We start from the raw sequence: 23,952 nt of genomic DNA on the forward strand, positions 1-23,952 counted from the left end.
CATGACCACGCATGTCGCGCTTGACCCGGCCTTTGCCGATCTGGTCGATCTCTGGGCCCCCGTGCGCCAGATCGGCACCGGCTTCGACTTCACCGAAGGGCCGGTCTGGCACCCGCGGGACCAGTATTTGCTGTTCTCGGACATGCCCGGCGATGTCCGCCGCCGCTGGGACCGGAGCGGCATCACCGAGGTGATGCGCCCGGCCAACAAATGCAACGGCATGACCTATGATGCCGATCTGAACCTCATCGTCTGCGAGCACGCGACCTCGACTTTGGTGCGCGAGCGGTCCGATGGCCGGCGGGAAATCCTCGCCTCCCATTTCGACGGGCGCGAGCTCAACAGCCCGAATGATGTTGTCGTGAAATCCGACGGGGCGATTTATTTCTCCGACCCCTGGTATGGCCGCATGCCGGTTTACGGCGTCGAGCGGCCGCGCCAGCTCGGCTTCCAGGGCGTCTATCGCATCGCGCCCGGCGGTGGTGCGCCGCAATTGCTGGTCGAGCGGATGATGTTCGACCAGCCGAACGGCCTCTGCTTCTGCCCGGACGAAAGCAAGCTCTACATCAACGACACGGTCCAGCATGTGATCCGCGTCTTCGATGTCCAGCCCAATGGCCTGCTGGCCAATGGCCGGGTCTTTGCCTCCGGCATCGTCTCGGCCAGTGAGCCTGGCGTGCCGGACGGCATGAAATGCGACCTGTTCGGCAATGTCTGGGTCTGCGGCCCCGGCGGCGTCTGGGTCTATGCGCCGGATGGCCGGCTGATCGGCAAGCTGCGCGTGCCGGAACTCGTCGGCAATCTCGCCTGGGGCGGGCCGGATTTCCGCACCCTGTTCCTCACCGCCACCCATTCGGTCTATGCGGTGGATACAAAAGTTGGCCCCCGCAGCGAGCCCTATATGCGCCAGGCGCCTGCCCGGAGCAGCGCGGCGCCGCAGGCCGGCGCCAGCATCGCCCGGAACGGCACGAAAAAGGCCGCGCCGGGCTATGCGCTTGATCCCGCCCGCTGCGCGGTGATCATCCAGGACATGCAGAACGATGTCGTGATGGAGGGCGGGGCCTTTGCCGCATCGGGTTCGCCCGTGCATTGCCGCGAGCAGAACGCGATCGGCAATGCCGCGCGCCTTGCCGCTGCGGCGCGGGCCAAGGGCATCCCGGTGATCCATGTCTGGTTCGTGGTCGAGCCCGGCTGCCCGGGCGTGACGATGAACGCCCCGCTCTTCGAGGGGCTGGCCGACGCGCGGGCGCTGGTGCGCGGCACCTGGGGTGTCGCCCCGGTGCCGGGGCTGGAGGCGCAGCCGGGCGACCATGTCGTCGAGAAGCAGCGCATGAGCGCCTGGGAAGGCACCCGCCTCGAAACCGTGCTCAAGGCCCTGAAGCGCGACATCGTGGTGGTGACCGGCGCCTGGACCAACATGTCCATCGAGCACACTTCGCGGACGGGTGCGGACAAGGGTTATTTCATGGTCGTGCCGGAGGATTGCTGCTCGACCATGAATGCCGAATGGCACACGGCCTCGGTGAATTACGCGCTCCAGAATGTGGCCGTCATCACCGACGCCGAGGCGCTGATCGGCGCCTGGAACTGATCCCCGGCGGGATGGATTCAGCCGAAGGCTTCGCCTAGTGTTTCCCGGGCGGCAAACCGGAACGGGGTCCATGGGCAAGGCAGGCGGCATTTCCATCCACGCGGTTGATGTCTCGACCGGCCGGGTCGCGGCGGGTCTGGCCGTGGAGTTGCACCGGCTCGAACCCCTGCCGGCTCTGGTCGCGACCGGGATGATCGGCCCGAACGGCCTGCTCGACCACCCTTCTGCGTCGGGCGAGGGCATCACGGCAGGGCTCTACGAGGTCCGTTTCGATCTCGGCGCCTTCTTCGCGGCGGCGGGCCGGGAGGCTCCTTTCCTCGATCTGGTCCCGTTCCGCTTCCATGTCCGGCAGGTCGCCGAGCATTATCACCTGCCGTTCAAGTTCACGCCCTTCGGCTTCTCGCTGTTCCGGGGTGCCTGATCAGCGCGCATTGTAATGCGTGTGCGGCGGGAGTGGCTCCTCCGGCAGCCAGCGATCATAGAAGGTCTTCACATGCGGGAACACCGCCTCGGCCAGGTGCTGCCGGTCGATCTCGCCCGGCGTGAGCGGCGCGGCGAGGCTCTCGCGGATCGCCTCATGGATGGCCTCACGGTCAATCCGCGTGAACCGGCCTTCGGCATAGATCACCTCGCCTCCAACCATGACCGCCTCGATGGCCTCCGGTTTCGCGCGATGGACCAGCACGTCGACCAGAGGCGTCCCGGCATGCTGGTAGGGCCGGGTGACGCGCGCATGGTCCAGCATCACGAGATCCGCCTCAGAGCCGGGCCGGAGCGAGCCGATCGCGCTGCCGAAGGGCGTCGTTGCGGCGCCATGCTCGGTTGCCATCCGGAAGATATCCGCTGCCGAAGGATGCGGCGCGTCGATGCCCGGCTCGCGATGGGCGCGCAGCACAAGCCGCATTTCCTGCAGCATGTCGCGGTCATCGTTGAGGCCGGCCTCGTCGATACCGATGCAGACCGGGATGCCCTTCGCGAGGAAACGGTTTACCGGCGCGATGCCGCTCTTGAGCCGGAAATTCGACGAGCAATTGTGGCAGATCCGCACGCCATGCGCCGCGCAGAGATCGATTTCGGCCTCGCCCATCCAGACGCCATGCCCGAGCGTCAGCCGGTCATGGACGAGCCCGAACCGCGTCAGATGCGCCAAAGCCGATCCCCCCGTCCGCCGCCGCGCATATTCCCGCTGATAGGGCGTCTCCAGCAGATGCATATGCATCGGCAGGCCATGCCGGGCGGATAGGTCGGCCGCGAGCCCGAGTGCCGCGTCTGACAGCCAGTGCAGGTTCGCCGGGGCGATCTGCAGGCGGATGCGGCTGTCCCCGGCCAGCTCCGCAAGCAGGGCGTCGAACACCGCGACCTGCTGATCCAGCGGCAGCGTGAACCGCTCGAAATAGGCCCGCAAGGCCGGGCGAAGCGCATCCGGAACGCTCTCGGTGAAGCGCCGGTCATCGGCATAGACCAGCCGGTTCTGGTCCCGCAGGGCCATGGAATAGGAGGCCCGCATGCCGATTTCGCGATACGCGCCGATCACCTTGCGCGCCGCGCCCAGCACAGCCTCGGCATCGCCCGGCGCCCGCGAATGCAAATGCTGCACCGTGGTGATGCCGCTGGCGATCATCTCGAAGGCGGAGAACAGCGTATCGAGCCGGAGATCAATGTCACGCAGCGCGAGGCGCGAGGCGAACCACAATTCCAGCGGGTGATCGGGCGAGCCGAGCTGGAACGGCGTCAGCCCGACATGGTGATGCGCATTGATCAGCCCGGGCATGATCACCTTGCCGCGCCCGCCGATCTCGCGGGCGCCGGGATGGCTTGCCCGCATCGTTGCCGCCGGGCCGATCGCCACCACGCGCCCGGCCTCGACGAGGAGGGCAGCGTCCTCATGGATCTGCGGCGCGCCGTCCGGCGCAAAACCTTCGATGATCCGGTCGCCGGCCACGAGAACGGTTTCGGGCATCATCGGCTGATCCTCACGAACTCTCATCATGGCGGACAAGCCGCGGCGAAGGCGCGGGCAATGGCATCACGCCGGGCGACATAGACCCGGTCGCCGAGGGCGGCGAGCCGGGCAAGAACCTGTTCGAAGGCGGGGAAGCGCGCCGGGCGCCCGCAGATGCGGAGATGATAGCCGATATTGATCAGCCTTGGCCGGCCCTGATCGGCTTCGGCGAGAAGAACGTCCAGCGCATCGGAGACATACTCCACCATCTCGCCGGAACGGACGAAGCCGTTGGGATGGAAGAACTTCATGTCATTCGTATCCAGCGCATAGGGCAGGACGAGCAGGGGCGCGCCATCCTCGCGGTCCCAATAGGGCAGGTCATCGTCGAAGGCGTTCGAGGCATAGGCAAAGCCGCGCTCGCGGAGCAGCCCGCGCGTCCAGTCGCTTTCGGCGCCCCGGCAGAAGAACCCGGCCGGACGCGTGCCGCAGGCGGCTTCGATCACCGCAAGGGAGCGGTCGAGATCCCGCGCTTCGTCCTTGCGGCTGGCATAATCCGCATGAGGCCGCCAGCGCCAGCCATGCAGGGCAGGCTCATGGCCACGCCGGACCACCTCGGCGGCGAGGGCAGGGGAACGTTCCACCGCCTGCCCGCAGAGGAAGAAGGTCGCGGGCAAGCGATGCCGGTCCAGCGCGTCGAGCATGCGCCAGAGGCCGGCCCGCATGCCATAGGCGAAGATCTGCTCCTGCCCGCGATCCCGCCGCCCCGGCTCGACCACACTGATCACCTCGCCCATACGCTCGCTGGCCGGATCGCCATAGCCGACCTGCATCTCTGCGCCTTCCTCGAAATTGACGACAACGGAGACGGCGAGCCTGGCCCCGTTCGGCCAGCGGATGTCCGGCCATGTGCCGCCATAGCCGGTCAGGTCATTCGTCATGGGGGCCTCGGAAAGGGCAGGCAAGGTTGAAGCCATCGGATAGGGCGTAGGGGCAGTTCTTCCTCATCAAGCAAGGGCAGTGCCGGTGCCCGTTCCTGCCGCCGGCATGCGATTGCCTGAATTTTAGGCAGCATTGCGTATTTTGTATAAAAAATTCTACAATTCGCTCAGGAGATAGGCAATCAAGGCCCCCGACCGCCCCTTTCAGGGTGGCACGGGCGTTGCGTGGACCTTTGGCAAGTCGTGTCGTCCGGAAGAACCGCGTGTCCCTGCAAGCCCCTGCCATCCCGCCGGATATCCAGAGCCAGCCGCTGACGCTGGACGCCATATCGCACAGTTATGGCGATGCGCTGGCGGTCAACGAGGTTACGCTGGAAGTCCGGGCCGGCGAGCTGATCGCCCTGTTGGGTCCCTCCGGCTGCGGAAAATCGACCCTCCTGCGGATCGTTGCAGGCTTCATCAACCAGACCTCGGGCCGCGTCGTCATCGCCGACCGGGTTGTCGACGCCCTGCCGCCGAACCGGCGAGAAGTCGGCATCGTCTTCCAGTCCTACGCGCTGTTCCCGCACATGACGGTTGCGGAGAACATCGCCTATGGGCTTGAAGCCCGCGGCGAGAGCAAGACCACCTGCCGCGAGCGGGTCAAGGAGATGCTCGCCACCGTCCGCATGGAAGGGTTCGCGGACCGCAAGCCCCGGCAGCTTTCCGGTGGCCAGCAGCAGCGCGTGGCACTTGCGCGCGCCCTGGCGGTCCGGCCGCGCATTCTCCTGCTCGACGAGCCCTTCGCCGCGCTCGACAAGAATCTCCGCCTCGACATGCAGATCGAGATCAAGCGCCTTCAGCGGCAATTCGGCCTGACGGCCATCCTCGTAACGCATGACCAGGACGAGGCCATGTCGATCGCCGACAGGATCGCCGTGATGAGCAAGGGCCGGATCGAGCAGCTCGGTTCGCCGGTCGAGATCTACGACCAGCCGGAAACCCTTTTCGTCAACGATTTCATCGGTTCCTCAAACCGCTTTGCCGGCGTGATCGAGAGCGCGGGCGAGGGCGCCTACTCTGTCCGCCTCGCCAGCGGCGCGCTCTGGCAGGTGACCAGCCGCAAGCCCTTCGCGCCGGGAGATCGGGTTGTCGCCACGATCCGGCCCGAGCAGCTCGTCCTGACGGATGAAGCCACCGCCGGGAGCATCCCTGTCACGCTCAAGCTCAGCCTGCCGATCGGCGGCGAGCTGATTCATGACGTCGAAACCCGCTCCGGCGAGGCCTTCAAGGTTGCTGCCGGTCGCAGGCCGGGCGAACCCGCCAGCCCGATGGCCGCTACGCATTGCGCCCTGGCCCCGCATGCGAGGCCGATCCTCTTTCCCCAACCCGCCGCATGAGGCGGCGTACGACGTCACAAGGAGAAGCCGACATGACCGATCTGACCCGCCGTTCAGCCCTCAAGGGCGTTGCTGCGCTCGGCGCCGCCGCTGCCCTGCCGTTGCCCGCCCGCGCCTCGACATCCCTCAATGCTGCGATTTATCCGGGCACCTGGGATGAAGCCTATCGCGCGATCATCGCACCGCAGCTCAAGGCCAAGCACGGCGTCGATGTCGCCTTCGACACGCTCTGGGCCGTCGACCAGGTGACGAAGGTGCGTGCTGCCCGCGGCGTGCCGCCCTTCGATTGCTTCGTGCTGGATCCGGGCCCGGCTGCTGCCGCCCGGCAGGCCGGCCTGTTCGATCCGATTGATGCCTCCAAGCTCCCCAATGCCTCGAAGCTCCCGGCCGGCCTGATCGCGCCGGATGCCGTGACGGTGAACCTGCAGGTCGTCGGCATCTGCTACAACCCGAAAAAGGTTCCGAACCCGCCCAAGACCTGGGCGCAGCTCTTCGAGTCGCCCTATGTCGAGCGGCTGGGCCTGACCGGCTTCCAGACGACTTTCGGCACTGTGTCGCTCGTCGAGATGGCCAAGGCTTTCGGCGGTTCGGCCACGAATATCGAGCCGATCTTCAAGAAGCTGAAGGAAGTCCTGCCGAAAGTCGCTGCCGTATCGACGCCGGCCGCGCTGCCGGGCCTGTTCCAGCAGGGCCAGATCGACATCATGTACACCAACACCAACAATGCCGCGACGCTGAAGGCCAAGGGCGTCGACATCGCGTTCATCGCGCCGGAAAGCGGGGCCATCACCTTCTCGACCACGCTGCATATCGTGAAGGGCTCGGAGAACCGCGAGGCCGCGCACAAATATATCGACACGGTGATCGCAGCCGATGCGCAGTCGAAGCTGCAGCTCTCGCCCTACAACATGATCCCGGTCAACAAGGATGTGAAGCTCTCCGACAATCTCGACGTGAAGTCGCTCGACGAGGTGGCGAAGATGGTCACGCATGACTGGAACGTGATCAATCCGCAGCGCGCGGCCTGGATCGAGCGCTTCAACAAGGAAATCACCAAGTAAGGTGGCGGGAACATGAGCGGGGCGGCAACAGGGGAGACGGCAGGAGTGGAGTGGCGCCTCGCGGCGCCGCTCGGCCTGACCTATCTCGCCTTCTTCGCTGCCCCGCTCCTTATCCTGCTGGTGATGTCCTTCTCGGTGGATGACAATCTCGGCGGGTTTTCGCTGGCCGCCTGGGCCAAGTTCTGGGGCGACCCGTTCTATCGCGGCGTCGTCTGGGACACCTTGCGGCTTGGCCTCGTGACCGTGGCCATGACCACGCTCTTCGCCTACCCGATCGCGCTGCTCTTCATCGCCAGCGGGCCGGGATTGCAGCGCCTGCTGCTCTTCATCGTGCTGCTGCCGCTGCTGACCTCGGTGGTGATCCGGACCTTCGCCTGGATCGCCATCCTCAGCCGGGAAGGCGTGCTGAACCAGGCGCTTCTGGCGCTCGGTCTGACCACCGCACCGCTCAACCTGCTCCAGACGGAACTTGGCCTCGTCATCGCGCTGATGCAGATCGAAATGCCGCTGATGTTGCTGCCGCTGATCACCGTGATGCGCCAGATCGATCCAAGCCTGTCGGATGCCTCGCGTGCCCTCGGCGGCTCGAAATGGCGAACCTTCCGCAAGGTCATCCTGCCGCTTTCGCTGCCGGGCTGGATTGCCGGTGCCACCCTCGTCTTCGCCTCGGCGACCACGGCCTTCATCTCGCAGACCGTGATCGGTGGCGCGCGGCTTGTCTATCTCCCGACCCTGATCTGGCAGCAGGCCATGGTGGTCTATAACTGGCCTTTCGCCGCCGTGGCCTCGGTCACGCTGCTGGTCGCCGTTCTGGCCGGCGTCAGCCTCTTCGCCATGCTCGGCCGCTTCGCGAGGACCGCATGACGCGCCAGCTCAACACACCGACCGACCGGGGCTATTCGCTGGTCATGGGCACGCTGGCGGTGATCGGCCTCGGCATCCTGATCGTGCCGGTCATCATCGTCCTGCTCAGTTCCTTCACCTCCTCGACCGTGCTGAAATTCCCGCCGCCGGGCTTCTCGCTGCGCTGGTACGAGGCGCTGCTCGATCCCGTCCGCTCGCGCCATGTCCATGTCGCCCTGTCGAACTCGCTCTGGGTCGCGCTCAGCGCCACGGCGCTCGCGGCGATCCTCGCGACCCTGGCCGCGCTAGCGCTCAACCGGGTCAGCCGCCCCTCGGCCCGGGCCATGGAGGCCGGCTTCCTCTCGCCGTTGATCCTGCCGGGCCTCGCTTTCGGCCTCGCCACGCTGATGTATTTCTCGATCCTCGGCTTCCGGCCCTCGCTCAACTTGCTGATCGCCGGGCATATCGTCGTGATCGCGCCCTTCATCTTCCGCACCACTTTGGCAAGCCTGACGCAGTTGGATCCGGCGCTGCATGAAAGTTCCGCCAGCCTCGGCGCCGGGCGGCTCTACACGTTCCGCCGGATTACCCTGCCGATCATTGCCCCGGGCATCGCTGCCGGGGCCTTCCTCGCCTTCGTGGCCTCGATGGACAATGTGCCGGTCTCGCTCTTCCTGTCGAACGCCCGGACCAACATGCTGCCGATCCGGATGTGGGGCATGATGGAGACAACGCTGGATGTCCGCGTCGCAGCGATGTCCGGTGCGCTGATTGTTGTCGTGCTGGTCCTGATGATCGTGATGGACCGGCTCACCAACCTGACCCGCCGCATGAGCATGTGAGACCGCCATGACCTACGAACGTGACCTGATCGGCTATGGCGCCAACCCGCCCGATCCGTGCTGGCCCGGTGGCGCCCGGATCGCGATCAATTTCGTGATGAACTACGAGGAGGGCTCCGAGCCCTCGATCCAGGATGGAGAGGATTTCACGGAAATCGGCCTGACCGAGGCGCATGGCCTCAACCAGGGCGTGCCGGGCCGCGATCTCGCGGGGGAGGGCATGTTCGCCTATGGCAGCCGTGTCGGCTTCTGGCGCCTGATGCGGTTGTTCCAGGAGCGCGGCCTGCCGATGACCATCTTTGGCTGCGCCCTTGCCATTGAACGCAACCCGCAGGCTGCAGCGGCGATCCGCGCCTCCGGCTTTGATTGCTGCTGCCACGGCTGGCGCTGGATCAAGCATTTCCTGCTCAGCGAGGAGGAGGAGCGCGAGCATATCCGCCTCGCAGTCGAATCTCTCCGCAAGACGCTCGGCGAGCGCCCGCTCGGCTGGTATTGCCGCTACGGGCCCAGCGTGAACACGCGCCGCCTTGTGGTCGAGGAGGGCGGCTTCCTCTATGATTCCGACGCCTATGATGACGAGCTGCCCTACTGGAAGACGGTCTCGGGCAAGCCGCATCTCGTCGTGCCCTATTCGCTCGCCAATAATGACGGCAAGTTCTGCGGCGCTTTCGCCACCTCGAACGACTATTTCGAATGGCACAAGGACGCGTTCGACATGCTCTGGCGTGAGGGGAAGACGCAGCCGAAGATGATGTCGGTGGGCCTGCATATGCGGCTGATCGGCCATCCTGCCCGGGCGGCAGGGCTCGAGCGCTTCCTCGACTATATCCAGGGCCACGAGGGCGTCTGGGTTACACGGCGGCTGGACATTGCCCGCCACTGGGCTGCCACCCATCCCTTTCCCGGATCCTGAGCGATGACAAGGAACACGCCGCCGCTCCACAGGCTGGCCGTCGCCCTCGGCGAGCGCGTCTTCACGGTTACGCGGCCCTTCGGCACCTGGCCCGCCAATAGCGGCAAGGTCTCGGATGTGACGGTCGCGCCCGATGGCCGGATCTATGTGCTGCTGCGCCATGATCCGCTGGTCGACCCGGATGATCCGCGCGTCATCATCCTCGCGCCGGACGGCGCCTTTCTCGGAGCCTTCGGCGGGGAGGAGATTGCGGACAGCCATTGCCTGACCGCCCATCCGGACGGCCGCATCTTCGTTGTCGACCGCGACATGCACGAGATCATCATCTTCTCGTCCGAAGGCGTCCGGCTCGGCGGGATCGGCACCCGCGGCGTGCCGCATGCGCCTTTCAATCACCCGACCGACATCGCCGTGGCGCCCTCCGGGGAGCTCTACGTCTCGGATGGCTATGCTGGCTGGCATGTCCATCGTTTCGCAGCCGACGGCCGCCATCTCGCCACCTGGGGAAGCTTCGGCACGGGCCCGGGCGAATTCGCCGAGCCCCATGCCCTCTGGTGCCTGCCGGATGGGAGGGTGGTCGTCGTCGATCGCTGCAATCACCGCCTGCAGGTCTTCAACGCCGAGGGCCATTATCTCACGGAATGGGGCGGCTTCCGGCGTCCGGTCGCGATCTGGGGCGATGCAGCCGGGCGGCTCTATGTCACGGATGAGACGCCGAGCCTGACCTGTCTCGGCCCGGATGGCCAGAGGATCGGCCGGGCCCGACCCATGCTGAACGGTGCGCATGGAATCTACGGGCAAGGCGATGGATCCCTGCTGCTTGCGGAAGCCAATCCAAGCCGGGTCACGCGTCTCTCGCCGGCCTGATTCTGCGGGCATCCTTGACCCGCTCGAGGCCATTGCGGGCGGGAGCCAGCGAGCAGTTTTTTGACATAACAAAGATTGTTATAATCAATTGATTTTCCAGTAATATGGCTTTCGAGCGCAGTTGGAATTGTATCAAATTTTACGAATATTTAGCAACCTAGAGTAATTATAGCAATGTCGGCCATCATTTGATCAAAAAAGAGGCAGCATGAAAGTGGCTATGGCAACGGCTATGGACATGCAGGAACGCGACGTCCGTCTCCGCTTCCTGCGCATTAATGCCAAGACCAGTGCGCTGCTCCGCGAACTCTGGCCGCACGTGGCCAAGGCCATGCCGGATGTCCTCGATGGCTTCTACCGCCATGTGACGAGCGAGCAGAAGCTCGCGGACATGATGGGGACGCAGGTCGAACGGCTCAAGAAAGTCCAGGGCAGCCATTGGGAAAGGCTGTTCAACGGCAAGTTCGATGCGGACTATATCAACGGCGTTCGCACCATCGGCGCTGTCCATAACAAGATCGGGCTCGAGCCGCGCTGGTTTATCGGCGGCTATGCCTATGTTCTCTCAAGGCTGAACGATGTTGTCGTCTCGCAGTTCCGCTGGCGTCCGGCCAAGATGCGGGCGGCGCTCGCGGCCGTCAACAGCGCCCTCATGCTTGACATGGATATCGCCATCTCGGTCTACCAGGAAGCCATGATCGAGGATCGTGCCAGGCGGCAGCGGAACATGGACGTGCTGATCGCCCAGTTCGAGAAGGAAATCACCATTGCCCTGAAGGGCTTGTCGGCTGCCTCGGAGGAACTCAACAGCACCGCCGCCAACATGGCGCGCACAGCCGAGGAAACCACACAGCAATCAGCCTCTGTGGCGGCGGCGTCCGAACAGGCAATGATCAATGTCTCGTCCGTTGCTGCGGCTGCCGAGGAAATGACCTCCACGATCAGCGAGATCGGCAAGCAGGTCGAACAATCCGACGGGATCGGCCGGAAGGCCGTGCAGGAAGCTGCGGCGACGATCAATGACATCAAGATGCTGGCTGATATGGCAACCGGCATCGACAATGTCGTCCAGATCATCAACAACATCGCGGCCCAGACCAATCTCCTCGCCCTGAACGCGACCATCGAGGCCGCCCGTGCCGGCGAGGCGGGGCGCGGCTTCGCCGTCGTCGCTTCCGAGGTAAAGGCACTGGCTGGCCAGACCGCGAAGGCGACCGAAGAGATTGCCGCCCAGATCCGCGCCATGCAGTCGGCTACGATCGACTCGGTCGCGAAGATCGAGCATATCGGCAAGACCATCAGCGAGATCTCGATGATCACGACCTCCATCGCTGTGGCCATGGAAGAGCAGAGCGCCACATCGCGCGATATCGCCCGGAACATCGAGGAAGCGGCCAAGGGAACCGGCGAGGTCTCCTCGAACATCACCGTGGTGAGTCAGGGCGCCAGCGTCACCGGCGAGGCGGCTTCCACGGTGCAGGCGGCTTCATCCGACGTCGCCACGCAGAGCGAGCGCCTCCAGAAGGATGTCGAGGAATTCCTGGCGGGCATCCGCGCCGCCTGATCGCCCGGAAGCCGGACGCGAATCCCGATTGTCTCGATGCCCCGCATCGCCTATGCGCGGCAGGGTTCTGGGAGCACCGCATGGGACAGGCGAAACAGAAACGGCAGGCCGGCGCGCGGATCAGCTGGTGCCGGACATGCACCTATTGCTGTGTCCTGCCCAAGATCATGGCCCTCGACAAGCCGATGTACCGGCGCTGCGCCCATATCCGTGACCAGGGCTGCAGCCTGTTCGGGCAGCCGGAGCGGCCTGCCGCCTGCCTCAGCTATAATTGCGCCTACCTCTCCGCGCGCCTGACCGACAGCCCGGACAGGAACCGCATTCCTCATCCCCTTGAAGCCGGAGCCTATTTCCACCGGGATCCGGTGGAGAAGGCGGTGGTGCTGTTCGTCGATCCGGAAAGGCCCGACCTCTGGAAGGCGTCGGTTATTCCTGACTTGATGCGGTCCGTGCTTCGGGGCGGCGAGACGCTGGTGATCTTCGATCGCGGCTATCAGATGATCGTCCAGACGCAGGAACATCTCGACGCCATCATCGCACGCGATTTTGTGGCTTTCGCCGCAGCGCAGGGCCGGAAGCCCGATTTTCCCGAATTCGCGGAATGGGCCGGGCCCTGAAGGAGGGGGCAGCGGGTGCAGCCGCAAGAAAACCGGCTCCTCGAGTTGTCAGGCACACTCTCGCAAGATCAGTGATTTAATCCGATTTTGCGGGACCAGACCGCTCACTGAAATTGCTCGCGAGTTTTCGCGCTTCCGCAGGGGGCTATCCATGTCGATCGAGCGCGGCTTCCGGGCCCCGCACTCAGAGGACCACTTCACCGATGGCAGCGGGCTCGGCCTGCCGATTGATGGTTGCTGGGGAGGAGCATTCCACGCTTCATTTGCGCGTCGACAGCCGGAAAGCAACTTGTGCCAACAGCCCGCATCGGTAATCTGTGTCAACTGAATTGGACACAGGCGGAAGTCAGGTCGATGGACCGCATCGCTGAGATAGGGCAGGTTCCGGGGGCCGGTCTCGTGCTGGTTGTAGCGGGCCGGGAAGGCTTCGCCTGCTCGGCGGATTGTCTTCCTGACCGTTTCGCGTTGCCGGCCTTTGGCTTGTCGTTCGGCAAAACGGCAACCGGACGGGCAGGTGAGGGCGAGCGCCCTGTCGATATCGAGCACAATCGCCGGGCAAATCCATCCATTCGTATCCTTTCGAGTTCCAGCCGATGCGCCTTGCATGACGACGACCGCCGCCACCCTGACCAGCCTGTTCTTCGTCGCATTCGGCGCGGCCTCGCTGCTGCCTGTGGCTTCCGAACCCGTCTTGATCGGGCTGCTGCTCGCGGGCCATGTCGAGCCATGGCTGCTGGTTGCAGTGGCAAGCGTCGGCAATACGCTGGGCTCGCTCGTCAACTACGGACTGGGGCGAATGGTGGAGCGATTTCGGCACCGGCGCTGGTTCCCTGCAAGCGAGGCCTCGCTGGATCGCGCCCGGCACTGGTACCATCGGTGGGGCCGCTGGTCGCTGCTGCTCAGCTGGGCGCCTATCATCGGCGACCCGCTGACCTTGGTCGCCGGGATCCTGCGCGAGCCGCTGCCCAGTTTCATCCTCCTTGTTGCGATCGCCAAGACGGCCCGCTACGTCGTGCTCGCCCTCGTCACGCTGGGTGCGACGTAATGGCTGCCGCACATCCCCTTGTGTTTCCTGGCCCGGAAACGCGAAGCTGCGGCTTCTGCTGAGCCTCTCCCAGGATGGAGTTTCGATGAACATGATCTCGTCCCCGCCTCGCCCCCACGCCGTTGTCATCGGCTCGGGATTCGGCGGGCTCGCCGCTGCGGTGAGGCTGCTGGCGCGAGGCTTCCGGGTGACGGTGCTGGAAAAGCTCGATGCCCCGGGGGGGCGTGCCTACACGTTCCACCAGGATGGCTTCACCTTTGACGCCGGGCCGACCATCATCACGGCGCCCTACCTGCTGGAGGAGCTCTGGTCCCTGCATGGCGAGCGGATGCAGGGCGCGGTCGATCTGCGGCCCATCGACCCCTTCTATGTCATCCGCTTCGACGACGGAACGGAGTTCCGCGCCAGTGCCGATGTCACGAAGATGCGCGCCGAGGTGGCCCGCATCGCGCCCGAGGATCTGGAGGGCTTCGAGCGCCACCTCGCGGCGAGCGAGGCCATCTACAAGGTCGCCTTCGCAGAACTGGCTGACCAGCCGTTCCACCGCTTCACGACCATGTTGAAAACCATTCCCGACATGATCCGTCTTCAGGGGTATCGATCGGTTTTCGCGAAGGTTTCGTCCAATTTCAAGAACCCCAAGATGCGGTTGGTCTTCAGCTTCCATCCGCTTCTGATCGGCGGGAACCCGCTCAGCACCACCGCCTTTTACTGCCTGATCGCGCATCTCGAGAAGCTGCATGGTGTCCATTACGCCATGGGCGGCACGGGTGCGATCGTGCGCGCGCTTGCTGAACTCATCACCCGCCATGGCGGTGCCTTGCGGATGAAGAGCGAGGTGGCAGAGATCCTCACGCGCGATGGCAAGGCCGCGGGTGTGCGGCTGGCCTCGGGAGAGGTGATCCCGGCCGAGATCGTTGTCTCGAACGCCGATCCCGCCTGGACTTATGGGAAGCTGCTGGGCACCATCAGGCGCCGCCGCTGGACGGACGCGAAGCTCAACCGCGCCGCCTTCTCGATGGGGCTGTTCGTCTGGTATTTCGGCACCGACCGGCGCTTCGATGATGTCTACCATCACACCATGGTGATGGGTCCGCGCTATGAGGGGCTTCTGCGCGACATTTTCGTCCACAAGACGCTCGCCGAGGATTTCTCCCTCTACCTCCATAGGCCGACGGCGAGCGACCCCTCGCTGGCACCCGCTGGCTGCGACAGTTTCTATGTTCTCTCGCCTGTGCCCAATCTCGGTGGGGGTGTCGACTGGACGCGAGAAGCGGAACCCTATCGCGACCGCGTGCTTCGGCGGCTGGAAGAAACCGTGATGCCAGGCCTCGGACGTCACATCATCTCGCAGAGGATCATGACCCCTCTCGATTTCCGCGACCGCTTGAACTCCCGCGACGGCGCAGCCTTCGCGATGGAGCCGAAACTGTTCCAGTCCGCATGGTTTCGTCCGCACAACGTCAGCGAGGAGGTAGAGAACCTGTTTCTCGTCGGGGCGGGCACGCATCCGGGCGCCGGCGTACCGGGCGTGATCGCCTCGGCCCGTGTTCTGGATCAGGTCGTTCCGGAGGCGGCGAGCTTCCAGATACCCCGTATCTGAAGACCTTGAGCCCGGACGGAGCTGTCGGTCCGCTGCGGGCGTTGCTGCCCGTCAGGCCGCTGCAGCCCGCCGCGCCCTCATGCCGAGATCGACCTTGCGCCGGTGCCAGATGATGAGTCCGACGCCGATCGCAAGCGGGATGGACCACATTGCGGGGTGGAGCGCCAGCCACGGCATGATCCGCACCGAGCCGAAGGCGAAGAAGGCGGTGTAGACGCTGATGCCGGCGCCGACGAGGCCCTTGATATGCTCCTTCAGCCAGTCCATCTGGCCGGGATTCGGGTTCAGGATGAACCAGAGATTGGTCGCCACTGTCGCAAAGCCGACGATGGCAATGCCGATCATGAGAGGTTGCCCGATCCGCCAGCCATCGAGCGCGCAGGCGAAGGCCGATACGAGGAGGAGCCCCTGGAGGCCGAGATTGATCGGCGTCCGGTTGGCGGCATGGTCGCGCCGGTTTGCCACGCATTGCCAGCCATACCAGACCAGATTCACGGTCAGGATGCCATTATGCAGCATCATCCATCCAAAGATGCCGCGGACGAAATCGGCCTCGAACAGGCCCACGAGATGGGGATGGGTGCCGAGAGGATCGAGTAGCGTCAACAGGCTCATCCCGACGGCGAGGCCGCTGGTGATCAGCAGGCAGACGTTGAATACCTTGCCCCAGCGCTTGTGGTTGACGCCGCCCTTCCGGCCGCTCACGGGCACCCAGAAGGCGATGGCGCCGATGCTGCCGGTCACGATATGGAGGGCAACAAAGCTATGAAACAGGATCATGCGACGTGCCCTCGGCTTGCCTTGAAGTGACAATATCACTTGACAGTTTTATGTGTAAAGCATCACATACGCTGTCGATGAACGGCACTGCGCGATGAACCTTGCTGTCACGCCCCCAAAGGGCTCCGAGATCTTCACTCCCCCAAAACCGACCTCCTTTGCGGCCCTGCTGGCCCTGATGCGTGTCCTGTTGCGGGGGGACGGCGACCTGCTGTCGCTGCTGCCGTCCTCGGCTTATCGCGTGGAGGTGGGGCATCTGGGCTGGTCGCGTCGCCAGACGGTGATCGTGAACCGTCCTGATCAGGTGCGCCGTGTGCTCTCGGATCCCGAGGGCATTTTTCCGAAAAGCGATCTGATGGTCGAGGCGCTGGACCCGTTGATCGGCGACAGCATCTTCGTGTCGTCCGGGGCGGTCTGGAAACGCCAGCGGCGCATGATCGACCCCTCGCTCAGCCTGATGCGGGTCACGAATGCCTACCCGGCGATGGTGGCCGGTTGCGAGGCCACGGAGGAGATGCTTGACCGCGCTGCGGCGGAAGCCGAACCCTTTTCCCTCGATCTTGCAATGAGCCACCTGACGGCCGACATCATCTGCCGGACGGTTTTCTCGACCACGCTACGGCACCAGGCCGCACATGACGTGTTCGATGCTTTCACCCTGTTCGAGCGCAGCGTCGCGCAGGTGGAGATCAAGCGCCTCATCTTCGACCCGGCCTGGACCAGCGCCCCCCAGAAGCCCGAGGTTCTGGCGGCCTGTGCCACGATCCGCTCCCATCTGGCGAGCCTCATCGACACGCATGTCGGGGCTGATGCGGCGCGTTTCGACGATATCGCCACCGCCATTCTCGGCGCACGCGATCCCGACACCAACACTCCCTTCAGTCGGGAAGAGCTGATCGACCAGTTGGGCGTGCTCTTTCTTGCCGGCCACGAGACAAGCGCCAGCGCGCTGACATGGGTCTTCTACCTCCTGGCGACCCATCCGGGAATGGTGGCACGGCTGCGCGCCGAGCTGCGTGAGGTCTGCGGCGAGGGGCCGGTCGAATTCGAGCATACCAAACGGCTGCCTTTCATCCGGAACGTCTTCCGGGAAACGCTGCGCCTCTATCCGCCCATTACTTTCCTGCCGCGCGTGGCTCTGGAGGCCACGACCATCGGCAACCTCAACGTCAGGCGCGGGGCGCTTGTCATGGTGGCGCCCTGGGTGCTGCACCGGCACAAGCGCTACTGGAGAAACCCGCATGTCTTCGATGCCGACCGGTTCAGCCCCGAGCGGGAGGGCGAGATCATGCCTGGCACCTATATCCCGTTCGGCCAGGGACCGCGCGTCTGCGCCGGTGCGGCGTTCGCCACCACGGAGGCCATCCTCCTCATCGCGCGGCTGTTCCGCCGCTTTGATTTCCATATCCGGGCGCCTGAGCGCGTGCTCCCCGCTGCCCGTCTCACGACCCGCCCGACCGAGCAGATCGTCTGCACGGTCACCCGGGCCGGCCGATGAGCGCGCCGACCGTCCTCATCACGCTGGGACGTTTGCCCAAGGCCCTCGATGTCGCGCGCAGTTTCGCCTCGCTGGGCTGCAAGGTCGTGGTGGCAGAGCCGTTCGCGCGGCATCTGACCGGCGTCTCGCGGTCGGTCGCGAAATCGGTGGTGGTGCGCCCGCCCAGTGCCGGCAAGCGGGCCTATCTCGAAGATCTCGCCCGGGTGGTGCAGGAGGAAGCGGTGGATATCGTCATCCCCATCTCCGAGGAGACGATGCATGTCTCGTTTCTCCGCGATCTGGTCCCGGAGACCGTCACGATCTTCACGCCACCGCCCGGGACGCTGCTGCCGCTGTACGACAAATATGGCTTCACCCGGCTTTGCGCTGCCTATGGCGTGCGGACTCCTGAAACCCACCGTCTTGGCACGCCCGAGGCCGCAGGCCTGGCGGCACGCAATAAGGTTGTTGTGAAGCCGATCCACTCATGCGGCGGGCGCGGCGTCCGGATCCTGCCTGCGGGGAGTGCCGTGCCTGAAGAAGACGTCCCCTGCGTGGTCCAGCGCTTCGTAGACGGAGAGATCTACTCGTCATGCGCCATCGCGCATGAGGGGCGCATTGTCGGGAACATCATCTATCGGGGCCGGATGTTTCAGGGGTCCGTGGCCATCCTTTTCGAGCGGGTGGAGGAAGCGCGCATCGCGGATTGGATCACGCGCTTTGTTGCCGCCTCCGGCCATACCGGCTTCATTTCGTTTGACCTCATCCTCGATGCCGAGGGCGAGGTCTGGGGCATCGAGTGCAATCCCCGGACGACCTCTGGTCTCCATTTTTTCGAGAATCGGAGCATCGCCGCAGCAGTGCTTGAGGGCTTGCCCGCCGTGCCCAGGGCCGAGACACGATTGCAGCAATTCTATTCGGTGCTGACAGTTCTGTCGGGCGTCATGTTCCGGCGGGGATATTTTTCGGTGATGCAGCAATTGCTGGGCACCCGCGATGTGACATGGTCCTGGCGCGACCCGATGCCAGCGCTCTCCATGACCTGGACGACCTGGCCCATCATCCGGCTCGCGATCGATAAAGGCGTGCCCTTCAGCGAAGTCGCGACTCTCGATGTCGGCTGGTTCGAGGGCGAGACGCCATCCGTGTGACGAGAACTCTGGCAAAGTTGCTGCCGGTCCTGGCGCAGGTCGTTGTCGCGCCGGGCCTCGGCAAGGGCACTCAGGCCTCTCGCTTCAGGCGCTCGCCCTGTCGCGTGAGGCCTTGCCCTGCACTGGCGCGGTCCTGCACCAGCTCGTAATCCGGGTAGACGTTGCCAAAGATGCGGTCCAGCACCGAGGTGAACAATCCATAATGGCCGCGATAGCGCGCATGATGCAGGGCATGATAGGTCGGCGTGACCAGCCAGCGGCCGAGCCGCGAGCGGGCGAACCAGCCCGGAAACACCTCGACATTGGAATGGCCGAGCACGTTCAGGGCGTAGTTGGCCAAACCGTAAGCTGCGAGTCCCGCAACGCTGATCTCAATGGTCCAGGACAATACAATCGCAGCGCCGAGGGCACCGAAGAGCAGCATCAGCCGCTCGATCAGCGAGAATGACAGCGATGTCAGCGGATCGGTGACCTGCGCGGTATGATGCTGGCGATGGATAAAGAACAACGCGCGCGTGTGCAGGGCGCGGTGCGTGACGTAGAACCACACCTCGAAAAAGACGAACATCAGCGCGAAGGTGACAAGCGCGTTGCTCCAGGTCGCGGGTACAGTTGTCAGCAACCCGGCATAGACCATGACCGTGACAGCAGCAGCATCAAGCATGAGGACGGGAATGGCGGCGATGAGTTCCGACCTCAGCTGGCCATCCGGCAAAGCGATGCGGAAAACCCTTCGGCTGCGAGCGAATGTCGAGAATCGAAGCCACAGGAAGGCGGCTCCGACGATGATGGCGCTTCGGAACACCACTCCGCCAAGGATCATCGCGAATGCGACAACCAGCGGCAAGGTGCCCGCCGGGGTCTCGATCATCAGGTCAGACATGCGGCCCTCCTCGCGGCTTGGAAGTTGCCGGATTCGACGCGAGCCGAACCGGCAACCCTCATGATGGTGGATGTGCGGCCTCAGTTGCGGGTGAAGGAGCCGCTGCGCGTCGCAGATCGGCCACCGGGGCCGGTATAGGTGCCGTTGGACTGGAACTGTCCGGGCGCAGTGCGGGTGACGCTGCCTGAACGCGTTGCAGAACGGCCCTGCGGGCCGGTCGTGGTGCCGCCGAAATTGCAGGTGCCGCCCGCGCACGAACCGCCGCCTTGGCTTGTGATGGAACGGCCACCGGGGCCGGTCGCGCTGCCGTTGCGGCTCCACTGGGCCTGAGCCAGGGTTGTGCCGGCGATGAGGATGGTGGCGGTGGCAATGGTCGTGAGCAGGCGGGACATCAGAAACACTCCTTGGGTGGCGGCGCCATCAGCGGCGTCGGTCCCCAAACTGGGAGTGCTGCATTCCACCAGCATTTCGACGAACGGCGTTTTTGTTTCGGTGGATTTCGAGATCACCGTCCTGAAACATTTGGAAACATCCTGGGCTCTGGACCGATGCACAGGAAGCCGCGAGAATGTCCGCACTAGACAGGAGGCTTCATGAACCAACTGCACTCTGTCCTGATCGTCGATGACGACATCGAGATCAGGTCATTGCTGGAGCGCTATCTCAGAGGCAACCAGCTTTCTGCACGAACAGCGGCAGATGCTGGTCAGATGGACAGGATGATGGCGCGCGACAGCTTCGACTGTCTGGTGCTCGACCTGATGATGCCCGGAGAGGACGGGCTCGCGATCTGCCGCCGTCTCAGGGCCAAGGGCAACGACATCCCGATCATCATGTTGACTGCCAAGGGAACCGACATCGACCGGATCATCGGGCTGGAGATGGGTGCCGACGATTATCTCGCCAAACCGTTCAACCCGCGCGAGCTCCTGGCACGGATCAGTGCCGTCTTGCGTCGGCGTCCAAAAGTGACGACAGGGGTGCCGGAAGCCGACGGCCAGATCGCGATAGGCGGCTTCACCCTGCATCTGAATACCCGCAAGCTGACGCGGCACGACACCGAGCATCGCCTGACCACCGGCGAATTCGCGATGCTGCATGCCCTGGCATTGCGGCCGGGGCGGCCCTTGTCACGCGAACAATTGCTCGACCTCACCAAGGGCGGCGACGTCGCCGTGATGGACCGCAGCGTCGACATCCAGATCTTCCGGCTCAGGCAGCTCATCGAGGACGACCCGACCAAGCCCGAGCTCATCCAGACCGTGCGCGGTCATGGCTATGTCTATGTGCCGCGGCTGGACGACGAGCCATCATGAGCGGACATGGCTTGCCTCGCTGGCCACGGTCGTTGCTCGCGCGCAACGCGGCCCTGATTGTGGCTTTGGTGCTCGGCGGCCAGATCATCACCATCCTGGGCCATCTGCTGATGGTTCAGGTGCCGCGTGCCAACCAGCTGGCAGAACTGACAGGCCGTTACCTGACCGTGCTCGAACAGGCACTGGCATCGGCGGAGACTGGCGAGCGCGACCGCATCATCGCGGCCGCATCCACCGGCACCTTACGCATCGAACGCAACGGACCACCGGCGGCATCGGACTCGAACTGGCTCTCGCGGGTTTTTGTTGGGCGCATGGAGGTCCTCTTGCCGGGACGACAGGTCGTCTTCACGCCAGCCCCTGACGAAGTGCTCTGGCTGGAAGCCAAGGCGGGCGCTGAACGGCTCTGGGTGGTGACCGAAGCCAAGGGCATCGTGGCCAGCAACTTCTACTCCTGGCTGATGATGTCATGTGCTGGCATCGCCATCGGGCTTGCCGGGGCCCTGCTGATCAACCGGAAGGTCAACCGGCCACTGGCGGAACTTGAACAAGCGGCTCGCCAGGTCGGGGCGGGCCTTGCCGTGCCGCAACTGCCCGAGGACGGGCCGGTCGAATTGGCCGCCGTCGCTGCAGCATTCAACCGGATGGTGCGCGATCTTGAAACAATGGAGAGGGATCGCGCCCTGATGCTTGCCGGCATCTCCCATGATCTCAGAACTCCGTTGACTCGGGCGCGCCTTGCCGTCGAGGTGCTCGGGGATAGCGCTGATAGGGATCTCACCGCGCGCATCGTCGACAGTATCGACAAGGTCGACCGGACACTCGGCCAGTTCCTCGCATTTGCGCGCGACGAGGCTGCCGAGCCGATTGTCTACGCTGAGATCAACCGGCTGGTTGCCGAGGTGGCCGAAAGCCATCGTCATTCCGGCGCGAAACTGGATCTTCAAACGGGAGAGTTGCCGCAGGTTGCCATTCGCCCCTTGGCGCTCGAGCGCGCCATCGAGAACCTTGTCGAAAACGCCCTGAAATACGGCAAGCCGCCCTTTATGCTGAGCACCAGCTTCGATGGCCACACCATCGATATCACCATGCGCGACCACGGCATCGGCATTTCTCCGGACGATGTCGAACGGCTGCTCCAGCCCTTCCAGCAACTCCGGTCGGACAACGGCCGCTCCGCCGGCCTCGGCCTTCCCATCGTCGCCCGCATCGCCCGGCTGCATGGTGGAGAGCTGACGTTCCGGCATACCAACGATGGCGCATTTGAGGCCCGGATCAGGATCGCAACGGGCGTATGATGGAAGGCAGCCCCATTCTGCATCGGGACGGGGCCGTTGAACCAGGCTTCGCCCGTGTCGCGCGGCGGACAGCCCTGGTTTCGTGACATCCAGTGTTGAGCGAGGCCATCATTGCGGCCGGATGCCGTACCGATGCGTGGTGTCGTTCTCTGACCGCTGACGGCGTTCTGCCTTGGCCCGAACGGATGTGCCGATGCCGCCGCACAGAAAGACGTTGGGCTCCTCGAGCTGTCGAGCCACATCGATGGAATATCAATGGGTGAGATCGATCTTGCGGGATGCGATCGCTCACTGAAATCGATAGCGAATTTCCGCAGACCTGACGCCCGTCATAAACTGTTCATGTGCATGCGATCTGTCATGCAAAGATCTATCGCGAGGGGTAGCCATGAAGCGTATCGGCCTGGGAATTCTCTGCGTTTTGTTCGGTTCCATTTCGGCAAGGGCGCTGGATGTGACGGTTCTGTCCGAGAGCGATCCAGCGCAACGCTTGCCGGGCATCTCGGCGCCGGGCGGGACGACGCTCAACTATTCGGTTGGCATCGGCTCCGCTGCCTTCCGTCACCCGCAGGACCCCGCGAATGTCATCTGGACAGTCGGGGATCGCGGCCCGAACATGACTTGCGGGGAGGCCGGAAAACTTCTTTCCAAGGCGATTGCGGGGCTTTGCCAGAAACATCGGAACGGGCGCGTCTATCCGATGCCGGACTACACCCCTTCGATCTACAAGGTGGAACTCGATCTGGCCGGCAAGAGCTTCCGCGTTCTCGATACGATTCCCGTCAAGACCCGCTCTGGAAAGCCGATCGCCGGCCTGCTCAACCCGCAGACGAAGGCGACGAAGGATACCGGCCTCGACATGGCCGGGACGGTTCTGCCGGACAATGCGGACAATCTCGATCTCGAGGGGATCGTCCGGCTTTCGGATGGCAGCTTCTGGATAGGCGAGGAAATGGGGCCATCCATTGCACATTTGTCTGCGGACGGCCGGATCCTGCGGCGTTTCGTGCCGGAAAACCAGGTCGATGACTACCGGAGCTCGGAAGCGGAGATCATTGGAGCGCTCCCGGCGATCCTCTCCCGGCGGCAAGGCAACCGGGGCATCGAATCCATGGCCATCTCGCCGGATGAGCAATTCCTGTATTTCATCATCCAGAATCCACTCGCGAACCCGAATGCCGCAACCTACGAAAAATCGCGGAATAGCCGCCTCTTCAAATTCGATCGTGTGGCCGGCAAACTCGTGGGCGAGTGGGTCTATCAGCTGGATGAGCCGCGGACCTTCGCGCTCGACCCATCGGAGAAGCAGAACGATCCGCGCATATCGGAACTGACCGCCCTTGGGCCGGACCGCCTGCTGGTTTTGGAACGCACGGAGAAAACCACCAAGCTTCATGAAATCGTTCTGGCGGGCGCGACCAACATTCTCGGCAGTGCCTGGGACCGGATAGAGACCAGCCCGTCGCTGGAAGCCGAGAATGATCTGGCGAAGCTGTCCCTTGTTCCCGTTGCCAAGTCCCTGCGCTTCGACAGTGCGCGCGATTTTCCCGGTGCGCCGGAAAAGATCGAAGGTGTCGCCTTTCTTGGCGACGGCGCCATGGTTCTTATCAATGACAATGATTTTGGCATCCGCGGCGACCAGACACGAATCCTGATCGTGCGGGGCGCTGTGTCGCCCGATGCCTCGGTCTACCGGCGCTGAGGCTGCGTGAATCACCAAACGAAAGCCGTGTGGAAGAGCGGTCGGCTACCCGACGCGGAAAGCAGGGGAGGGCTCCTCGAGCTGTCGAGCCACATTGATGGAAAATCAAGGACTTAACCAGTTTTTGCGGGATGAGA

At 64.2% G+C, this 23,952-nt stretch carries 22 protein-coding genes; 17 read left to right on the plus strand and 5 right to left on the minus strand.

The window, feature by feature from the left end; genetic code table 11:
- The first annotated feature begins 1 nt into the window (after position 1).
- Both P0652_RS11600 and P0652_RS11605 read left to right on the plus strand, forming a co-directional pair.
- Positions 2-1,591 (plus strand): isochorismatase family protein, encoded by a 1,590-nt coding sequence (locus P0652_RS11600; RefSeq protein WP_284178965.1) that lies wholly within the window; start codon positions 2-4, stop codon positions 1,589-1,591.
- A 70-nt stretch (positions 1,592-1,661) separates the two neighbouring features.
- Entirely contained in the window at positions 1,662-2,012 is a 351-nt protein-coding gene (locus tag P0652_RS11605) for a hydroxyisourate hydrolase (protein WP_284178966.1), read from the plus strand.
- On the opposite strand, the gene P0652_RS11610 is transcribed toward P0652_RS11605, so the two are convergent.
- Together P0652_RS11610 and P0652_RS11615 are read right to left on the minus strand one after the other, a co-directional pair.
- The gene (locus P0652_RS11610) at positions 2,013-3,554 is read right to left on the minus strand and encodes an amidohydrolase family protein (RefSeq protein ID WP_284178967.1); all 1,542 of its coding nucleotides are present in this window, start codon (positions 3,552-3,554) and stop codon (positions 2,013-2,015) included.
- Between the two features lie 23 nt (positions 3,555-3,577).
- On the minus strand, positions 3,578-4,474 hold the full coding sequence (locus P0652_RS11615; protein ID WP_284178968.1) for a polysaccharide deacetylase family protein: 897 nt from the start codon (positions 4,472-4,474) through the stop codon (positions 3,578-3,580).
- 263 nt (positions 4,475-4,737) lie between these two features.
- On the opposite strand from P0652_RS11615, the gene P0652_RS11620 reads away from it, so the two are divergent.
- From P0652_RS11620 to crtI, 10 genes are all read left to right on the plus strand, one after another.
- Positions 4,738-5,853 (plus strand): ABC transporter ATP-binding protein, encoded by a 1,116-nt coding sequence (locus tag P0652_RS11620; RefSeq protein ID WP_284178969.1) that lies wholly within the window; start codon positions 4,738-4,740, stop codon positions 5,851-5,853.
- Positions 5,854-5,885: 32 nt separating this feature from the next.
- Positions 5,886-6,914 carry an extracellular solute-binding protein gene (locus tag P0652_RS11625; RefSeq protein WP_284178970.1) on the plus strand — a complete coding sequence of 343 codons (1,029 nt, stop codon included), beginning with the start codon at positions 5,886-5,888 and terminating at the stop codon, positions 6,912-6,914.
- Positions 6,915-6,959: 45 nt separating this feature from the next.
- Positions 6,960-7,778: an ABC transporter permease gene (locus P0652_RS11630; RefSeq protein ID WP_284178971.1), complete on the plus strand. Its 819-nt coding sequence runs from the start codon at positions 6,960-6,962 to the stop codon at positions 7,776-7,778.
- Entirely contained in the window at positions 7,775-8,599 is an 825-nt protein-coding gene (locus P0652_RS11635) for an ABC transporter permease (RefSeq protein ID WP_284178972.1), read from the plus strand. The genes P0652_RS11630 and P0652_RS11635 overlap by 4 nt, the downstream gene beginning before the upstream one ends.
- A 7-nt stretch (positions 8,600-8,606) precedes the next feature.
- Positions 8,607-9,512 carry an allantoinase PuuE gene (locus tag P0652_RS11640; protein WP_284178973.1) on the plus strand — a complete coding sequence of 302 codons (906 nt, stop codon included), beginning with the start codon at positions 8,607-8,609 and terminating at the stop codon, positions 9,510-9,512.
- A gap of 3 nt (positions 9,513-9,515) precedes the next feature.
- Positions 9,516-10,379 (plus strand): NHL repeat-containing protein, encoded by an 864-nt coding sequence (locus tag P0652_RS11645; RefSeq protein ID WP_284178974.1) that lies wholly within the window; start codon positions 9,516-9,518, stop codon positions 10,377-10,379.
- Between the two features lie 238 nt (positions 10,380-10,617).
- Positions 10,618-11,943 (plus strand): globin-coupled sensor protein, encoded by a 1,326-nt coding sequence (locus P0652_RS11650; protein WP_284178975.1) that lies wholly within the window; start codon positions 10,618-10,620, stop codon positions 11,941-11,943.
- A gap of 80 nt (positions 11,944-12,023) precedes the next feature.
- On the plus strand, positions 12,024-12,560 hold the full coding sequence (locus P0652_RS11655) for a hypothetical protein (RefSeq protein ID WP_284178976.1): 537 nt from the start codon (positions 12,024-12,026) through the stop codon (positions 12,558-12,560).
- Positions 12,561-13,164: 604 nt separating this feature from the next.
- The gene (locus tag P0652_RS11660) at positions 13,165-13,605 is read left to right on the plus strand and encodes a YqaA family protein (protein WP_284178977.1); all 441 of its coding nucleotides are present in this window, start codon (positions 13,165-13,167) and stop codon (positions 13,603-13,605) included.
- An 85-nt stretch (positions 13,606-13,690) separates the two neighbouring features.
- Complete coding sequence (gene crtI / locus P0652_RS11665; RefSeq protein ID WP_502947515.1) at positions 13,691-15,208, plus strand: phytoene desaturase family protein; 1,518 nt, start codon at positions 13,691-13,693, stop codon at positions 15,206-15,208.
- Between the two features lie 51 nt (positions 15,209-15,259).
- Here crtI and P0652_RS11670 read toward each other — a convergent pair whose 3' ends face one another.
- Positions 15,260-15,988, minus strand: coding sequence for a hypothetical protein (locus tag P0652_RS11670; RefSeq protein ID WP_284178978.1), 729 nt, complete (start codon positions 15,986-15,988; stop codon positions 15,260-15,262).
- A gap of 94 nt (positions 15,989-16,082) precedes the next feature.
- Between P0652_RS11670 and P0652_RS11675 the strand changes: the two genes are divergently transcribed.
- Together P0652_RS11675 and P0652_RS11680 are read left to right on the plus strand one after the other, a co-directional pair.
- Positions 16,083-17,486, plus strand: a complete 1,404-nt coding sequence (locus P0652_RS11675) for a cytochrome P450 (protein WP_284178979.1) — start codon at positions 16,083-16,085, stop codon at positions 17,484-17,486.
- Positions 17,483-18,616 (plus strand): ATP-grasp domain-containing protein, encoded by a 1,134-nt coding sequence (locus P0652_RS11680; RefSeq protein WP_284178980.1) that lies wholly within the window; start codon positions 17,483-17,485, stop codon positions 18,614-18,616. Before P0652_RS11675 ends, P0652_RS11680 begins: the two co-directional genes overlap by 4 nt.
- 70 nt (positions 18,617-18,686) lie before the next feature.
- On the opposite strand, the gene P0652_RS11685 is transcribed toward P0652_RS11680, so the two are convergent.
- Both P0652_RS11685 and P0652_RS11690 read right to left on the minus strand, forming a co-directional pair.
- Positions 18,687-19,499 (minus strand): sterol desaturase family protein, encoded by an 813-nt coding sequence (locus P0652_RS11685; protein WP_284178981.1) that lies wholly within the window; start codon positions 19,497-19,499, stop codon positions 18,687-18,689.
- A gap of 80 nt (positions 19,500-19,579) precedes the next feature.
- Positions 19,580-19,891: a hypothetical protein gene (locus P0652_RS11690; RefSeq protein WP_284178982.1), complete on the minus strand. Its 312-nt coding sequence runs from the start codon at positions 19,889-19,891 to the stop codon at positions 19,580-19,582.
- Between the two features lie 201 nt (positions 19,892-20,092).
- Between P0652_RS11690 and P0652_RS11695 the strand changes: the two genes are divergently transcribed.
- The 3 genes from P0652_RS11695 (at position 20,093) to P0652_RS11705 (ending at position 23,815) form a co-directional block, all read left to right on the plus strand.
- Complete coding sequence (locus P0652_RS11695) at positions 20,093-20,815, plus strand: response regulator (RefSeq protein WP_284178983.1); 723 nt, start codon at positions 20,093-20,095, stop codon at positions 20,813-20,815.
- Positions 20,812-22,113, plus strand: coding sequence for an ATP-binding protein (locus P0652_RS11700; RefSeq protein WP_284178984.1), 1,302 nt, complete (start codon positions 20,812-20,814; stop codon positions 22,111-22,113). The genes P0652_RS11695 and P0652_RS11700 overlap by 4 nt, the downstream gene beginning before the upstream one ends.
- A gap of 388 nt (positions 22,114-22,501) precedes the next feature.
- Positions 22,502-23,815: an esterase-like activity of phytase family protein gene (locus P0652_RS11705; RefSeq protein ID WP_284178985.1), complete on the plus strand. Its 1,314-nt coding sequence runs from the start codon at positions 22,502-22,504 to the stop codon at positions 23,813-23,815.
- The last annotated feature ends 137 nt before the right edge of the window (positions 23,816-23,952 follow it).

Origin of the sequence: Rhabdaerophilum sp. SD176 (assembly GCF_030143245.1) — a bacterium.
In the GTDB taxonomy this organism is placed as follows: domain Bacteria; phylum Pseudomonadota; class Alphaproteobacteria; order Rhizobiales; family Beijerinckiaceae; genus Rhabdaerophilum.

Coding starts and splice junctions, on each gene's coding strand:
- P0652_RS11655 (WP_284178976.1), top strand. CDS start 12,024: ATGGGACAGGCGAAACAGAAACGGCAGGCCGGCGCGCGGATCAGCTGG.
- P0652_RS11705 (WP_284178985.1), top strand. CDS start 22,502: ATGAAGCGTATCGGCCTGGGAATTCTCTGCGTTTTGTTCGGTTCCATT.
- P0652_RS11690 (WP_284178982.1), bottom strand. CDS start 19,891: ATGTCCCGCCTGCTCACGACCATTGCCACCGCCACCATCCTCATCGCC.
- P0652_RS11695 (WP_284178983.1), top strand. CDS start 20,093: ATGAACCAACTGCACTCTGTCCTGATCGTCGATGACGACATCGAGATC.
- P0652_RS11660 (WP_284178977.1), top strand. CDS start 13,165: ATGACGACGACCGCCGCCACCCTGACCAGCCTGTTCTTCGTCGCATTC.
- P0652_RS11670 (WP_284178978.1), bottom strand. CDS start 15,988: ATGATCCTGTTTCATAGCTTTGTTGCCCTCCATATCGTGACCGGCAGC.
- P0652_RS11610 (WP_284178967.1), bottom strand. CDS start 3,554: ATGATGCCCGAAACCGTTCTCGTGGCCGGCGACCGGATCATCGAAGGT.
- P0652_RS11605 (WP_284178966.1), top strand. CDS start 1,662: ATGGGCAAGGCAGGCGGCATTTCCATCCACGCGGTTGATGTCTCGACC.
- P0652_RS11650 (WP_284178975.1), top strand. CDS start 10,618: ATGCAGGAACGCGACGTCCGTCTCCGCTTCCTGCGCATTAATGCCAAG.
- P0652_RS11645 (WP_284178974.1), top strand. CDS start 9,516: ATGACAAGGAACACGCCGCCGCTCCACAGGCTGGCCGTCGCCCTCGGC.
- P0652_RS11600 (WP_284178965.1), top strand. CDS start 2: ATGACCACGCATGTCGCGCTTGACCCGGCCTTTGCCGATCTGGTCGAT.
- P0652_RS11700 (WP_284178984.1), top strand. CDS start 20,812: ATGAGCGGACATGGCTTGCCTCGCTGGCCACGGTCGTTGCTCGCGCGC.
- crtI (WP_502947515.1), top strand. CDS start 13,691: ATGAACATGATCTCGTCCCCGCCTCGCCCCCACGCCGTTGTCATCGGC.
- P0652_RS11635 (WP_284178972.1), top strand. CDS start 7,775: ATGACGCGCCAGCTCAACACACCGACCGACCGGGGCTATTCGCTGGTC.
- P0652_RS11675 (WP_284178979.1), top strand. CDS start 16,083: ATGAACCTTGCTGTCACGCCCCCAAAGGGCTCCGAGATCTTCACTCCC.
- P0652_RS11680 (WP_284178980.1), top strand. CDS start 17,483: ATGAGCGCGCCGACCGTCCTCATCACGCTGGGACGTTTGCCCAAGGCC.
- P0652_RS11615 (WP_284178968.1), bottom strand. CDS start 4,474: ATGACGAATGACCTGACCGGCTATGGCGGCACATGGCCGGACATCCGC.
- P0652_RS11640 (WP_284178973.1), top strand. CDS start 8,607: ATGACCTACGAACGTGACCTGATCGGCTATGGCGCCAACCCGCCCGAT.
- P0652_RS11625 (WP_284178970.1), top strand. CDS start 5,886: ATGACCGATCTGACCCGCCGTTCAGCCCTCAAGGGCGTTGCTGCGCTC.
- P0652_RS11685 (WP_284178981.1), bottom strand. CDS start 19,499: ATGTCTGACCTGATGATCGAGACCCCGGCGGGCACCTTGCCGCTGGTT.